This window comes from Chitinophagales bacterium (genome assembly GCA_016787225.1).
GTDB lineage: Bacteria > Bacteroidota > Bacteroidia > Chitinophagales > JADJOU01 > CHPMRC01.
Map to the genome: position 1 here is coordinate 142,530 of JAEUUY010000026.1, position 14,900 is coordinate 157,429.

Genomic DNA, 14,900 nt, shown 5'->3' on the forward strand with positions numbered 1-14,900 from the left:
ATTTTAATTCGACAAGACTAAATTTGCATTATATTAACTTTAATTTGACAATATATGCGCCAAAAAATTAAACTAAAAGAAAAGGAAAATACTGATAAGTCGGTCACTGTCATCTCAATTTACTGTTTAATAGTCATTGTTTGTTATTGTGCCATCTGCTTTTCACTCTCCAGACTCTTCTAAGTATGAATAACGCAATGAGCTTATTTCCCGTTTGTCAATAAAGCGTATCAAGATTATCCAAAATCTTGCAACATAAACCTAAAGTATGAAGTATGTCGATGGCTTGGTAGCATTGTAACATAGTGTTAACTTTTCATTAATTTAATGATTTATAAGGGTTTTCACACATTATTAAACTACAAATTTGTAATTTTGCAATTGTAAATACCTTTCATAATTACTAAACCATTTCTATCCTATACTAGATAATGAAAAAAATATACCTATTTACGCTTATATGGATTTCCAATTATTCATTTGGTCAGTTTCAAGAAATCACGGGAGGTTTAGGCTTTTCTTATTACTATGGAGACTTAAATTTGAGAAATTCAGATAATATAACAGCCCTTTTTGGCGATTTTTTTGAGATAGAGAATATGAAAATGAGCTATTCACTTGGATATCGTTATAATTTCCAAAATTATGTGAGTATAGGTATAAATCTATATCATATGAACCTATCTGGCTATGACTCGGATAATAAGAATGTAGGTCCAAATGATAATACGTTTGGACGAAAAATTAGAAATCTGAATTTTCATACCGCTGTTAATGAGCTATTTTTAGATGTCAGATTCGAGCCACTGCGAACGAGCAATAAATGGGGGAGAAACAAAATACATTTTTCGCCATACCTCGGTGCTGGTATAGGGTTATTTCAATTCAATCCTAAATCATATACCAAAGCTGGAAAGGAGGTAGAACTGCAACCGCTGGGAACTGAAGGACAGGGGTTGCCAGGATATGCTCAAAAATATAGCTTGATACAATTAGTGGTACCCGTCAATTTAGGGCTGAGAATCACTCCAAAATCTCGACAATATTCACTGAGTATCGATTTTAACTATAATCACACATTTACTGATTACTTGGACGATGTCAGCACTACATACGCTGACCCCACTCATTTTAGGAATGCATATCAAACATCTAATCCTAACCTCTATAACTTAGTTACGGAAATGAATGATAAAAGACCTATTGCCTATCAACAACCTGACAAACGAGGCAATAGCTCTGATAAAGACTTCTTCATGACAGGTCAAATCAAATTTAGTTATTTTCTATTTAACCAATCCATAAACACCTATTATAAGTGCTGTGACTATTGAGAATTTACTCCCGCATTTTTAATATTTAAAAGTTCTGATAAGTTAACCAACTACAAAAATTTAATGGAAATAAAACGTACTATTAAAGAATTGTAACGTTTGACTATTATTTCGCTAGGTTGATTGCACTGATTTAATACGGTTATTATTAGTATATTTCTCCAAAACAATTACACTTCAAAGTTTATAAAAAAAATTGGGTTTTTCAATAGACCCGAAATACATTTGCAGTCTGAATTTTTAAATCTCCAATTCCATGACTACTAATACTCAATACAGAATAGAGAAAGATACAATGGGTGAAGTCCAAGTACCTGTAGAAAAATACTTTGGGGCTCAGACGCAGCGCTCAATTGAAAATTTTCCCATTGCTGTGGATATTTCTCAAATGCCAAAGGAAATTATCCGTGCATTTGCATTTCTGAAAAAAGCAGCTGCTATTACTAATTGGGAGTTAGGGGTATTACCAGAAGATAAAAAACAAGTTATTGGCACAGTATGTGATGAAATTTTAGAGGGCAAACTCGATACGGAGTTTCCTCTAGTTGTATGGCAAACAGGCTCCGGCACGCAATCCAATATGAATGTCAATGAAGTAATAGCCAATAGGGCACATGTGTTAAAAGGAGGCAAATTGGATGATAAAGAAAAATTTGTCCATCCGAATAATGACGTCAATATGAGTCAAAGCAGTAATGATACTTTTCCTACGGCTATGCATATTGCAGCTTACGAGCTTATTATTTACAATACTCTACCAGGATTAAGAGATCTACAAAAAACACTAGAGTACAAATCCAAAGATTTCAAAGACGTGGTAAAAATTGGGAGAACGCATTTTATGGATGCTACCCCACTAACTTTGGGTCAAGAATTCAGTGGCTATGCAGCACAACTTTCCAATGCGATACGTGCAATTGAACATACCTTAGCTCACCTTAGCGAGTTAGCATTAGGAGGGACAGCAGTAGGCACAGGGTTGAATACCCCCAAAGGTTATTCCGAGCTTGTAGCCAAAAATATATCTTCCTTGACTGGATTGCCTTTTATCACAGCACCGAATAAATTTGAGGCCTTGGCGGCACACGATGCAATCGTAGAAACCCATGGTGCCTTGAAGACCGCAGCCGTTTCCCTCATGAAAATAGCCAACGATATCCGCATGTTATCCTCAGGACCGCGCGCAGGTATCGGAGAAATTTTTATACCAGACAACGAACCTGGGTCATCAATTATGCCGGGAAAAGTAAACCCAACTCAATGCGAGGCTATGACCATGGCTTGCGCTCAAGTAATGGGAAACGATGTAGCTATTAACATAGGTGGCATGAGTGGACATTTTGAATTGAATGTATTTAAGCCAATGATGATAGCTAATTTTATTCAATCCGCCAGATTGATAGGGGATGCATGCAGAGCTTTTAACGATAAATGTGCCATAGGGATAGAACCTATACAAGCGAATATCGATAGAAATGTCAATAATTCCTTAATGTTAGTAACCGCTCTAAATACCAAAATTGGCTATTATAAGGCTGCTGAAATAGCTCAAAAAGCCCATAAAGAAGGGACTACCTTAAAAGAATCTGCAATGACCCTCGGCTATGTGACTTCTGAAGAATTCGACCAATGGGTGATACCAAGTGATATGGTTTAAGGGTGGAAAGATTTATGTGATTATAGGGTTGAAGAGATGAGAGGTTGAGGGCTTAAAATTGAGTTGAATTCTGACCACTGACCACTGACGACTGACCACTGCACACTGCGACTGATTACTGCTACTAATAGTTGACTACTTCCCTCCTTTACATTTTTCCAGAAGCCATGCCTTTTCTGCTATTTGAGTAGCCAGCTCTAGTTCTTTTTTTAGTTTTTTAATTTTAGCTGGGGAGGCTTGATATATTCTGCGTATCATTTTTATAAAATTTAGATAGTTTGTCTTATAACTATCAGAGACCACTTTGTTTTTCCGAATGAATTCTTTAAAACTGCTACAGAGAGAGTCAAAGGCATCAGACTCCTTTAATTCAAAATAGTTTTTAAGCAAGAGTAATTTGGAATTTAGAGAGTAAAAAGCATCATGTCCGAAATCGACTTTCAAGAGTTCATTAAGACTCTCCTTGTATTTTGCATTTTCGAATCGGATTCTAGCCAGATTAAAATGTCTGCATGATTCCTTCGTAAGCTCTGGCAAACTAGATGTATATTTTTTTATAAAGTCTTCGGCTTTTTTGAATTGTTTTTTTCTTAAGTATATAAATACTACGTTATTAATCCTACCTGCATTAATATAGCCTTTTATATCAAAGATAGACCTTTCCTCGAAAAGAGTAAATAGTTCATATTGTTCATCGATAAACTCAACCTTTCCGCTATTAATCTGATTGGTTGTGAAATTTAACAAAGAGGCTAAAAAATTAACTTTCTCCTCTGCATTCCAGATTTCCAAATATTGAAATAAGTCATTTTTGTATTTATAATAATATGCTGGTTCATTTTTATTTATCAGTAAATCTAACAAGTTTAAATATATTAAGAATTCCGGATGGTCCAATTCCCAGTGTTTATTTTTAATTTCAACGAGTTTCTCAGTTGGTAAATCAACTGGAATAGAACGATATACGTTAGAAAATGATATTAATGAGCAATAGTTTTTTATAAAGACTAAATCAGAAAATAATTCTGCATTTTTCATAAGATGTGCAATAGATTCGAACTGTTGCTTGACATCCTTGGTAAATGCAAACGAATTGACATTGAGTTCCTGACTCTTAAAATAACGCTGTAAAAACTTATACTCAACAGAACTAGGTATTTCTTTCTTTTCTAGATTATATTGAATATTTTTTTTCACTTTTCTATCTAATAAAAAATCTATCCATACTTTCTCTAAAAATACATTTCCTTTCTTATCTTCTAGTGAAATGACGAATTCGCGTATAGCCTCTACAAGCCGATTTAATAAGAACCGCAGTTTGGAATCATTGTATAATTCGTCATCATATACTGCTAGAAAGATAAGCTGCTTATCGAGTAGTTCCAGTTCATTTCTTAATCTATAATGCATTAAACAGTTGTGGCATTTTATAACAGTGTCGCTGTATTGCCAGTGACTCGTACTAAGGTAGATATCTAAAGTCTTGAGCTCGGATTCTGAGAAGGAAGCATAGAGTTCTCCTATAACTGTATTCAGCATATATATTGTTTATCTAACAAAATTAATATTTTCTTGCGGAACTTATTGAAATTTAACTTTACCTTTGTAGTTAAATAGATATAACGAATGAAATCCATTAGTCTAATGAATAATTAAAAAACATGAAAGCACTTAAATTCAGTATTATCTTATTAATTATTGGTATTGTCAACAGCTATCAAGCTCAAGTAGATGTTCGTGATGACATATACATATTCAGAAGAGATGTAGCACTCGATTATAAACTAAATGTGCGAGACAATGATACTCCTTCTGCACAGATAAAAATATTTGGAATCAACAAGATAGGAAGTTCAGCAGGTCTATATTTGGCGGAGGTCATTGATTCTAATTTTATTAGAGTCAGCAGTAGTAGCCCTGACACATTTAGTGGTTCTTTCACATATAGAGGCAGAGATAACCTTGGCAATATTGATTCGGCTACTGTGAGTTTTACTAGGGTAAGTCTACCAGCCATCCTAAGACCAGGTGATGCCAACCTAGATAATCTTGTAAATCATTTAGATGTTTTAGCCTTAGGCGTTCAATTCCAAGCCATAGGCTCTCCTCGACACAATTTAGATACTAATATAACCTTCTCTGTAGCCAAACCAGCGGGAGACTGGCCTAGAATAGTTCAGTCCATAAATGCTAAACACAGCGACATAGACGGCAATGGTATTGTGAATTTATCAGATTTCGATAAGTTAAAACTAAACATAGGTAGTTCGGCGGGCGTTTATTCTCCTAAATTAAGTGATACCAATAGTTTAAATAGAATAGAATTTAATATCTCTGATACAATTTTTATAAAATCTATAGATTCAGGTAAAATAAAGGTGCCTATCAAAATAGTTCAACCGAGTCCTCAACCTAGCTATGGACTTGGGCTTACATTAAGTGTACAGAATAGAAATAAAACTAATCTTCAAGATACCTTTTATAATAAGTATAGTTATCAACCTATTGGTGGATTCAATCTATGGAATAAATCAAATCAAACTATTCTCTACCTCGAAGATAAAAATTCAAGAATAAATCATACCAATATAGTTTATTCTAAAACGAACGGAATCAATGACGACATTGGTGCAGATGGTGGAGTTGTAGAAATCATTGTAGATGAGATTCTAATAGGCATTGTAAATAAAGATGATGTTGCACGAATTAAACTGAATCTAAAAGATATAGCTTATATTGATAATAGCCATAACCTCATTCCTATAAAACCAGTGTCAAAACATGTATTTATTAAAAAAGCAGGTGCTTCCATAGCTGGGTTGAGTGAGAATAATTATCAAGTTTATCCTACCTATATTCAGCAAGTATTTACAATTGAAAAAACCAATCTCAAAATTGAACATTTCTATATATTCAATGCTATAGGACAGTTAATAGAAACAGGTTATTTTCAGGATTCTAAATTGATAATAAATTCTGCAAATTGGGTCAAGGGCATGTATTTTATCCGCTTCGAGAATAGCAATCAAACCTTTAGATTAATTAAAGAATAGTTAATAATATTTAAAATATATTTTAATCTGAATATATAACAGTTTGATTTAGAAAGATATTATTGTTAAACAACTAAATGTTAATAAATATTTTAAGATATAAAAGTCTTTAATTGCATAGATTTGCTTCGTTAAAAAACGATATGCTATCTAAGTCTTGCGAATACGCTCTTAAATCCATACTATACATCACCAAACACTCTCAAAATTTGGAGCGTGTAGGTGCTAAAAATATATCGGATGACCTTGGAATTCCATATCATTTCGCTGCGAAATTACTTCAAATTTTAGCCAAAGCGGATATCATTAGCTCACAGAAAGGTCCTAATGGTGGATTTTATCTAACCGATGATAATCTCAAACATTCCCTCGCGGATGTGGTGCGGGCTATCGACGGCAATGGCATTTTTGTCAATTGTATTTTAGGACTCAAGACCTGCTCTGCAAGCCGACCATGCCCTTTGCATCACGAATTTGCGGATATCAAAACAAAAATAACAAAAGGCTTTGAAGGAACTCGACTCGATGAGTTCCAAGAGAAGCTTTTATCTGGGGAATTTTATCTCAATAATTTAAGGTAGATGGAAAGCATAGTTCAAACACATTGTCACCATTGTCAGCTTCCTATTAAAGATAATAAGGTATTATTTGCTGATTATGAATTCTGCTGTCACGGCTGCGAATCTGTTTATAGATTGCTCAACGATCATAACCTTTGCCAATATTATGAACTGGCTGAAAATGCTGGTTTAAAAATAGACGCAAATTCTAATTCCAATAAGTACGATTATCTCGACAAGGAAAAGGTGAAAGCTAAACTCCTTGGTTATTCAGACGGAAAAATGGCTCATGTCGTTTTTTATATACCGCATATCCACTGCAATAGCTGCCTATGGCTACTTGAGAGACTTTATAAGCTCAATGAGAATGTCCTATTCACGGAAGTACATTTTGAGAAAAAAGAGGTCTTTATAAAATTTGATATATCGAAATTATCTATCAAAAATCTTGTAAAGTTGCTGGCAAGTATAGGCTATGAGCCATATATACAGCTTGATGAAACCAGAGATGTTAAGACGGCTAATTCAAGAACCGAAATGCTCAAACTTGGCATTAGTGGATTTTGCTTTGCGAATATCATGATGCTTAGTCTGCCTGAGTACTTTTCACAAGGTATGATTTATGAAGCGAGTATCAAAAAAGCCTTACCTCTTATTTCTTTGGCACTATCGCTGCCGGTATTTTTCTATACTGCTTTAGATTTTTTCATTCCTTCGTATAAAAATTTAAAGAAAGGCATACTTATAATAGACCTTCCAGTTTCAATAGCTGTCATTATTACATTTAGTAGAAGTTTATATGACATGTACTTTGGTATTAGCAATGGCTACCTTGATAGCATGACTGGTATCGTATTCTTTATGCTTATCGGTCGTTGGTTGCAAAATAGAACGCATACCACACTTCAATTTGATAGAAACTATAAAGCCTATTTCCCTATAGCAGTAGAGCGTATCGCAGATGAGCATCAGGAAATAGTAGCCATTGAAGAAATAAAAGAAAAAGATGTCATTAAAATATATGCGAATGAAATCATACCTGTAGATGCTCTTCTTTCAAAAGGTAAAGCATTGATTGATTATAGCTTCGTGAATGGAGAAAGTACCCCAGTAGAAGTTAATAATGGAGAATATATCTATGCAGGTGGCAAACAACTCGATGGTGCTATAGAACTCGTAGTCATGAAACGCCACAATCAAAGTCACTTGACCTCTCTATGGAATCACCAGGCATTTCAACATAATAAATCAGAAACCAAAGCCACAAGTATCGATGATATAGGGATGAAATTTACGCTAGTTGTTATACTATTGAGCATCCTAGCTGGTGGATACTGGTATAATATAGGTAGAATAGACCTCATGTGGAATGCGATAACCACGGTGCTTATCGTCGCTTGTCCATGTGCTCTGCTTCTCGCCAGCAATTTTACCAATGGTCATTTTATGCGTATCCTCAGTCAGTATAAATTCTACCTGCGCGATGCTTCCGTTATACAGAAAATGTTTCAAATCAATCATATTGTTTTTGATAAAACAGGTACCCTCACCAAGTCGGATGCAAGCCATATCAGCTATGAGGGACAAACTTTGACAGAGGATGAAAAGAAAGAAATTGCTGCAATATTGTCTCATTCTAACCATACGCTAGCTAGGGCTGCTGTGCAGTACCTAGGGAACGCAGAATGGTCAAGTGAGGCCAATGTCAAAGAACACACCGGGCTGGGACTAGAAGGTTGGATTCATGATAAATACTATAAAATAGGTTCAGATAAATATTGCTCACAATCTGAAACTCCTGCCTCTAAAATCAATATCATAATCGACAATGTCTATATAGGTAAGCTTCATTTCAGAAACGTATATCGCAATGGAATAGCACGCCTGATAGAAAATCTAAAATCAAAAATGGCTTTTTCAGTCATATCGGGAGACAATGCGAGTGAACAAGAAAATCTAACTAAAGTAATGCCTCTTGATAGTGAGATAAAATTTAATCAAACACCTCATGATAAGCTTAGCTATATCCAAAACTTGCGGTCCAAAGGTGATAAAGTACTTATGGTAGGTGATGGACTCAATGATGCTGGAGCATTTCAAGTCAGTGATGTAGCTATAGCCCTGACTGAAAAAAACAATTATTTTAATCCTGCTTCCGACATCATTATGTCCGCCGACAATTTAAGCCATTTGGATAAATTGTTAAGTTTCGTGCAAAAGAACAAAACTGTGACTATGGTCATATTTCTTTATTCCATACTGTATAATATTGTAGGTCTTTATTTCGCACTGAGAGGTGAATTATCGCCCGTAATTGCTGCAATATTGATGCCGATTAGCTCTATAACCATTGTATTATCCGTTCAAATAATGACAGAATATTATCATAGAAAAATTTTAAAAAATAAATTATGGAAATACTCTTAATGCTCATGGTCGCAAGTTTTATTATCTCTGGAGGTTTTCTAATAGCCTTTATATGGAATGTAAAATCTGGTCAGTTTGACGACACCTATGGTCCTTCTCAGAAAATACTCTTTGAAGATTCTATATCTACTAAAGAAATAAACCCAACTAAAAATAATTAAATAAAAAATTTATCACCTAAATCAAATTTTCAATTATGCAAGTAGAAAAATTTCATTATGACAATCGACTTCCCAAGATGTTTGCGCAAGCTACCATTTTTTGGGGCTTCGTAGGCATGCTTCTTGGTTTGATAGCTGCCATCCAGCTTATTCATCCCTTCTTCAATTTCTCGGATTATTTTCCTCATTTGGCATTTGGGAGATTGAGACCGGTACACACAAATGCCGTTATTTTTGCATTTGTTGGTAATGGTATTTTTACCGCTATTTACTATGCTTTGCCTCGAGTACTCAAGACACCTATGTGGAGCCGCGCTTTAGGCAACATACACTTTTGGGGTTGGCAATTGCTTATAGTCATGGCGGCTGTGACGCTTCTGTTTGGGTATACAACGGGTAAAGAATATGCTGAACTGGAGTGGCCATTGGATATCTGGATTACGCTTATTTGGGTTGTATTTGGAGTCAATATGTTCGGAACTATCCTGACGAGAAGAGAGCGATATATGTATGTGGCTGTGTGGTTTTTTATAGCCTCTTGGGTTACTGTAGCGGTGCTACATATTGTCAATTCTTTTGAACTTCCTATTTCGTTTACTGCATTGAAAAGTTATTCACTCTATGCTGGAGTACAAGATGCATTAGTACAATGGTGGTATGGACACAATGCGGTAGCATTTTTCTTGACTACGCCGTACTTAGGTGTCATGTATTATTTCCTTCCAAAAGCAGCTGAGCGTCCGGTATATTCATATAGATTGAGTATTGTTCACTTCTGGACATTGATTTTCTTGTATATATGGGCAGGTCCTCACCACTTACTTTATACTGCGCTTCCAGACTGGGCACAGTCATTAGGAACAGTATTTTCCGTTATGCTTATCCTTCCTAGCTGGGGTGGTATGCTCAATGGTTTATTTACTTTGAGAGGAGCTTGGGATAAAGTCGCTTCTGACCCTGTATTAAAATTTATGGTGGTAGCAATTACCTGCTATGGTATGGCTACATTTGAAGGTCCTATGCTATCTTTGAAAAATGTCAATGCGATATCACACTATACCGACTGGACAGTAGGTCACGTGCATATTGGCGCCTTAGGTTGGAATGGATTTTTGACCTTTGCGGTTATGTATTGGCTATTCCCTAGAATGTACAATACCAAACTATATTCTACCAAACTGGCTTCTACACACTTCTGGATAGGGACTTTAGGTATCATTATCTATGCTATCCCTATGTATTGGTCAGCATTCAGAACCTATTTTATGTTGAAGTCTTTCACCCCTGAAGGTCAACTTCAGTATCAGTTTATGGATGCTGTGCAGAGCGTACTTCCATTCTACATTATGCGTGCTGTGGGTGGCACCTTGTATTTAGCTGGTGTAGTACTTATGATTTACAATCTCATCAAGACATGTGCTAGCGGAAAATTCGTAGCGAGTGAGGAAGCAGAAGCTCCAGCATTGGCAAAGGATTATACCCCAGCGGCGGGAGTTCATTGGCACAATATATTTGAGCGTAAACCAATGCTTATGTTAGGTACTGCTTTAGTCGTGATTCTTATTGGTGGTATTGTAGAATTTGTACCTACTTTTCTAGTAAAATCAAATGTACCTACCATAGCCAGTGTGAAACCATACACTCCTCTTGAATTGCAAGGTAGAGATATTTATATAAGAGAAGGTTGTTACAATTGTCATTCACAAATGATACGACCATTCCGATATGAAGTGAAGCGATATGGCGAATACTCCAAAGCAGGTGAGTTTGTTTACGACCACCCGTTCCAATTTGGAAGTAAGCGTACAGGACCAGATTTAGCACGCGAAGGTGGATTGAGACCGAATAGCTGGCACTTCAATCACATGCTAGACCCTCAGTCTATGGCTAGTGGCTCTATAATGCCTACCTATCCAAGTCTCTTTGATAATGATATAGACAAAGGAACAACAGCTTCTAAGATTCACACCATGCGAAATCTCGGCGTACCTTATCCTGATAATTATGAGGCACAGGCTAATGCAGACCTAGAGAAGCAAGCTGGTGAAATTGTAGCTAACCTAAAGCAAGATAAAATAGCTGCTGATCCCAATAAAGAAATCATAGCGCTGATAGCCTATCTACAGCGTTTAGGAACAGATATCAAAAACGAGAAATAAATTTATCTATAACTATTAAATCTATCGAACATGAAAATGTCAAATTATTTAGTGGAAATAGCAGGAGTATCAATATATCCGATTATCTCCTTATTGCTATTCGTAGTGTTTTTCGTAGGAGTTCTCGTCTGGGTTTTCTTTATGGATAAAAATAAAGTGAACTATATCGCCAACCTACCTTTTGGTCATAACGAGAAAGACAATCATTCTTCCAATCAATCATCTTAAAATCTAATTCAATATGTATAATAACGTAAAAAAAATAAGCGTCAGCCTCCTTTTAGGCATAGCTTCAATGACTATGTTTGCCCAAGGGGCAGCGAGTGAGGTGGCAGAACCTGGCCTATGGGAAAGTATCAGCATAATAGACAAAATGCTTTTGCTCATTGCTATAGTTTTGCTAATTCCTATTTTCTACTTTAGTCGAATATTCAATTGGTCATTGAAGCATTATTTGAATAATAAACTAAACAACAAGTTGAACTCAGCAATATGGGTAGTCCTATTATCACTGCCTGCTATACTATCAGCTCAGAATAACACGGCCACTCCTTCGTATTTCGATGGATTCAATTTCTTGCGTTGGTTTCTTATTCTAGTAATTATTCTAGAAGCTTTTGTTCTCGCGTTCTTTGGTAAATTATTATTTAATCAATTTGAACTGTTTGAAGGTAAAGGCGAAGAAAAGCTAGAAGCTAAGAGCTGGTTTGTAGAATGGTGGAATAAGATGAATAACTTTGGCACTCGAGAAGAAGAGGAAAGAATAGATACAGGTCACAATTACGATGGTATTCGTGAATTGGACAACAATATTCCAGCTTGGTTTACCGCAGCATTTGTGGCATGTGTTCTATTTGCAGTAGTGTATATGTATCTGTATCATATCGAAAGCTCACTACCACTTTCAGCCGAAGAATATACGCAAGAAGTAGAGGCAGCTGAGTTAGCTCACCAACAGTATTTAAAAACTGCAGGGTCATCAGTCGATGAAAATAATTTGGTTTTAACCATGGATAAAGCAGATATCGCTGAAGGTGCGAAATTATTTGCTGCCAACTGCGCTGCTTGTCACCTAGCAGATGGCGGTGGATTGCAAGGTCCAAACCTTACGGATGACAATTGGGTACTAGGCTGTGCAGATAAGGATATTTATAAGACTATCAAATATGGTGGAACCAAAGGCAAAGGTATGCAAGCATGGGGCTCCATCTTTAACGATAAGCAAATTACTCAATTGGCTAGCTTTGTCAAGAGTCTTCATGGCACCAAACCTGCAACTCCTAAAGCAGCAGAAGGTAGCCCATGCTCTATGGCAGCGGCTGCGACCAATGCTGCACCTGCAGACAGCACAGTAAAAGACAGTACCGCTTTAGCAACTAAATAATTTAAAAGAAATATGTAAAGAAATACTGGGAGTAGATTGAAAATTGCTCTCAGTATTTTTTTTTGAAAAAAAGAGATATGGATAATAGTGACAATGGAAGTGAATTTTTGAAACCAGAGACCTATCGTGACACGGTAAGCACAGTTACCATTGATGGTAAACGAAAGTGGATCTATGCCCTGAAGCCTAGTGGAAAATTTTATAACTGGCGAAGTATTCTAGCGGCTATTTATCTCCTAGCGTTTTTCATCATGCCATTTATCAAAATTGATGGTCAGCCTTTTTTGATGATCAATATAATCGAGAGTAAGTTTGTCATTTTCTCAAAGCCGTTTTGGCCGCAAGATTTTTACATATTTGCCTTTGGCATGATTACATTTCTCATATTTATTATCCTATTCACCGTTATTTATGGACGGGTTTTTTGTGGTTGGATTTGTCCGCAAACTATATTTATGGAATTTGTGTTTCGTAAGATAGAATGGTGGATCGATGGCAATCCTATGCAGCAACAAAAACTTCATCAAATGGAGTGGAATGCTGAAAAAATACGTAAACGAGTATTGAAAATAGTTATTTTCTTTCTAGTCTCTTTCCTAATAGCACATACTTTTTTATCCTATATATTGGGGGTAGATGAGGTTTTAAAAATACTGTCTGAACCCTTATCGGATCATATTCTTCTATTCCTAGGTTTATTATTTTTTACTTTTCTATTTTTCTCAGTCTATTATTTTGTAAGGGAAATAGTATGCACCACTATCTGTCCCTATGGCAGACTGCAAGGGGTCATGTTTGACAACAATACCATGCAGGTCGCCTATGATTATGTGCGTGGCGAAACCAGAGAGCGCTACAGCAAAAATCGTGAACGCCAAGGTGGAGACTGCGTAGACTGTCATAAATGTGTAGATGTCTGTCCTACAGGTATCGACATACGTAATGGCTTGCAAATGGAATGTGTAGGCTGTACCGCCTGTATTGATGCCTGCAATGAGATTATGGATAAATTTGGTTTTGAAAGAAATCTTATCCGCTTTGCTTCTAAAGAAAATATAGAGAAGAAAGAAGGTTTTAAATTTACTACCCGTGTCAAGGCTTATACTATCTTACTCACCATTCTAGCTGGCATATTGCTCACACTAATCTTCACCAGATCTTCCGTATCGAGTTATCTCAATAGGGTAGGGGGTCAACTATATCAGGAAGTAGATACAGATACCTTGTCGAATTATTATCTTATAAAAATTATCAATAAAAACAATTATGATCTCCCATTTCAGTTTAAGGTAAACAAGATAGCCGGAAGAGTGAAAGTGGTAGGAAATAAAGAATTAGTTCTCAAAAAAGAGGCTGTGACGGAGTATTACTTCTGGGTTTATACGCATAAAAATCAAATAAAGAAGCGAAATACTAAAATAGAAGTAGTTTTGGAAGATAAGAATCAAAAAGAATTAGATAAATCCAAAACAAATTTCTATGGACCATATTAATGTTGAATTTATAATGCTTAATTTTTAATATTATTGATACTTTCAAACACAATAATTTATACTTTCAACTTTTCACTTTCAACTTTAAACTTAAATATATGAACTGGGGCAAAGGACTCACTATCGTCATTATCGCATTTATAGCTACTATGCTAGGCATGGTTTACATCGCATTCAGACAATCCAATGAAATGATCGAAGATAACTATTATGACCGTGAAGTCAAATATCAACAAATCATAGATGCTAAATCAAATTTAAAGCCACTACTAAACGAATTTATACTAGCAGACTCGCTGAATTTTTTGTATCTAAAGCTACCACGCCCAGCAGCAAGCAATATAAAAAACGGAGAACTTCGCATGATAAAAATGGATCAAGCTTCTGCAGACAATACCTTGCAAATCCTACAAGAAGAAACCAAAATAGATAAATCTAAAATTCAAAAAGGCCTTTATCATATCAAACTAAATTGGGAAAGTGATAGTAAGAGTTATTTTTACGAAGGTGATTTACTAGTTGAAGGTTTAAAGTAGAAAGTTTAAAGATTGTACAATTACATTTTATCCCCAACACTCAAATTAAAAGACTACAAACCAATCACTGCGACTGTTCACTGCGACTAGCAACTTTACACTTTAAACTTACTACTATCCATTGCTCACTGACAAC

12 protein-coding genes are annotated in these 14,900 nt (G+C 35.7%); 11 read left to right on the top strand and 1 reads right to left on the bottom strand.

Features of this window, described 5'->3' with window-relative positions; translation table 11 throughout:
- The first annotated feature begins 431 nt into the window (after positions 1 to 431).
- Complete coding sequence (locus tag JNL75_09945) at positions 432 to 1,334, top strand: hypothetical protein (GenBank protein ID MBL7790135.1); 903 nt, start codon at positions 432 to 434, stop codon at positions 1,332 to 1,334.
- 256 nt (positions 1,335 to 1,590) lie between these two features.
- The gene (fumC, locus tag JNL75_09950) at positions 1,591 to 2,991 is read left to right on the top strand and encodes a class II fumarate hydratase (GenBank protein MBL7790136.1); all 1,401 of its coding nucleotides are present in this window, start codon (positions 1,591 to 1,593) and stop codon (positions 2,989 to 2,991) included.
- Positions 2,992 to 3,126: 135 nt separating this feature from the next.
- Here fumC and JNL75_09955 read toward each other — a convergent pair whose 3' ends face one another.
- Positions 3,127 to 4,530 (bottom strand): hypothetical protein, encoded by a 1,404-nt coding sequence (locus JNL75_09955; GenBank protein ID MBL7790137.1) that lies wholly within the window; start codon positions 4,528 to 4,530, stop codon positions 3,127 to 3,129.
- 122 nt (positions 4,531 to 4,652) lie between these two features.
- Here JNL75_09955 and JNL75_09960 point away from each other — a divergent pair, with 122 nt between their 5' ends.
- The 9 genes from JNL75_09960 to JNL75_10000 all read left to right on the top strand — a co-directional run bounded on the left by JNL75_09960 (position 4,653) and on the right by JNL75_10000 (position 14,764).
- A complete protein-coding gene (locus JNL75_09960) occupies positions 4,653 to 6,044 on the top strand; it encodes a T9SS type A sorting domain-containing protein (protein MBL7790138.1) in 1,392 nt (463 codons plus the stop codon).
- Between the two features lie 143 nt (positions 6,045 to 6,187).
- The gene (locus JNL75_09965; GenBank protein ID MBL7790139.1) at positions 6,188 to 6,625 is read left to right on the top strand and encodes an Rrf2 family transcriptional regulator; all 438 of its coding nucleotides are present in this window, start codon (positions 6,188 to 6,190) and stop codon (positions 6,623 to 6,625) included.
- Complete coding sequence (locus JNL75_09970) at positions 6,626 to 9,031, top strand: heavy metal translocating P-type ATPase metal-binding domain-containing protein (GenBank protein MBL7790140.1); 2,406 nt, start codon at positions 6,626 to 6,628, stop codon at positions 9,029 to 9,031.
- Complete coding sequence (gene ccoS / locus JNL75_09975) at positions 9,016 to 9,192, top strand: cbb3-type cytochrome oxidase assembly protein CcoS (GenBank protein MBL7790141.1); 177 nt, start codon at positions 9,016 to 9,018, stop codon at positions 9,190 to 9,192. Before JNL75_09970 ends, ccoS begins: the two co-directional genes overlap by 16 nt.
- A gap of 35 nt (positions 9,193 to 9,227) precedes the next feature.
- Complete coding sequence (gene ccoN, locus JNL75_09980; protein MBL7790142.1) at positions 9,228 to 11,351, top strand: cytochrome-c oxidase, cbb3-type subunit I; 2,124 nt, start codon at positions 9,228 to 9,230, stop codon at positions 11,349 to 11,351.
- A 30-nt stretch (positions 11,352 to 11,381) separates the two neighbouring features.
- Positions 11,382 to 11,579 (top strand): CcoQ/FixQ family Cbb3-type cytochrome c oxidase assembly chaperone, encoded by a 198-nt coding sequence (locus JNL75_09985; protein MBL7790143.1) that lies wholly within the window; start codon positions 11,382 to 11,384, stop codon positions 11,577 to 11,579.
- A 13-nt stretch (positions 11,580 to 11,592) separates the two neighbouring features.
- On the top strand, positions 11,593 to 12,735 hold the full coding sequence (locus JNL75_09990) for a c-type cytochrome (protein MBL7790144.1): 1,143 nt from the start codon (positions 11,593 to 11,595) through the stop codon (positions 12,733 to 12,735).
- A gap of 77 nt (positions 12,736 to 12,812) precedes the next feature.
- Positions 12,813 to 14,228 carry a cytochrome c oxidase accessory protein CcoG gene (ccoG, locus tag JNL75_09995; GenBank protein MBL7790145.1) on the top strand — a complete coding sequence of 472 codons (1,416 nt, stop codon included), beginning with the start codon at positions 12,813 to 12,815 and terminating at the stop codon, positions 14,226 to 14,228.
- A 98-nt stretch (positions 14,229 to 14,326) separates the two neighbouring features.
- Positions 14,327 to 14,764 (top strand): FixH family protein, encoded by a 438-nt coding sequence (locus JNL75_10000; GenBank protein MBL7790146.1) that lies wholly within the window; start codon positions 14,327 to 14,329, stop codon positions 14,762 to 14,764.
- The last annotated feature ends 136 nt before the right edge of the window (positions 14,765 to 14,900 follow it).

What these genes read in the sequence shown, in the direction of transcription:
- JNL75_09945 (MBL7790135.1), top strand. Translation starts at nt 432, where the DNA reads ATGAAAAAAATATACCTATTTACGCTTATATGGATTTCCAATTATTCA.
- fumC (MBL7790136.1), top strand. Translation starts at nt 1,591, where the DNA reads ATGACTACTAATACTCAATACAGAATAGAGAAAGATACAATGGGTGAA.
- JNL75_09955 (MBL7790137.1), bottom strand. Translation starts at nt 4,530, where the DNA reads ATGCTGAATACAGTTATAGGAGAACTCTATGCTTCCTTCTCAGAATCC.
- JNL75_09960 (MBL7790138.1), top strand. Translation starts at nt 4,653, where the DNA reads ATGAAAGCACTTAAATTCAGTATTATCTTATTAATTATTGGTATTGTC.
- JNL75_09965 (MBL7790139.1), top strand. Translation starts at nt 6,188, where the DNA reads ATGCTATCTAAGTCTTGCGAATACGCTCTTAAATCCATACTATACATC.
- JNL75_09970 (MBL7790140.1), top strand. Translation starts at nt 6,626, where the DNA reads ATGGAAAGCATAGTTCAAACACATTGTCACCATTGTCAGCTTCCTATT.
- ccoS (MBL7790141.1), top strand. Translation starts at nt 9,016, where the DNA reads ATGGAAATACTCTTAATGCTCATGGTCGCAAGTTTTATTATCTCTGGA.
- ccoN (MBL7790142.1), top strand. Translation starts at nt 9,228, where the DNA reads ATGCAAGTAGAAAAATTTCATTATGACAATCGACTTCCCAAGATGTTT.
- JNL75_09985 (MBL7790143.1), top strand. Translation starts at nt 11,382, where the DNA reads ATGAAAATGTCAAATTATTTAGTGGAAATAGCAGGAGTATCAATATAT.
- JNL75_09990 (MBL7790144.1), top strand. Translation starts at nt 11,593, where the DNA reads ATGTATAATAACGTAAAAAAAATAAGCGTCAGCCTCCTTTTAGGCATA.
- ccoG (MBL7790145.1), top strand. Translation starts at nt 12,813, where the DNA reads ATGGATAATAGTGACAATGGAAGTGAATTTTTGAAACCAGAGACCTAT.
- JNL75_10000 (MBL7790146.1), top strand. Translation starts at nt 14,327, where the DNA reads ATGAACTGGGGCAAAGGACTCACTATCGTCATTATCGCATTTATAGCT.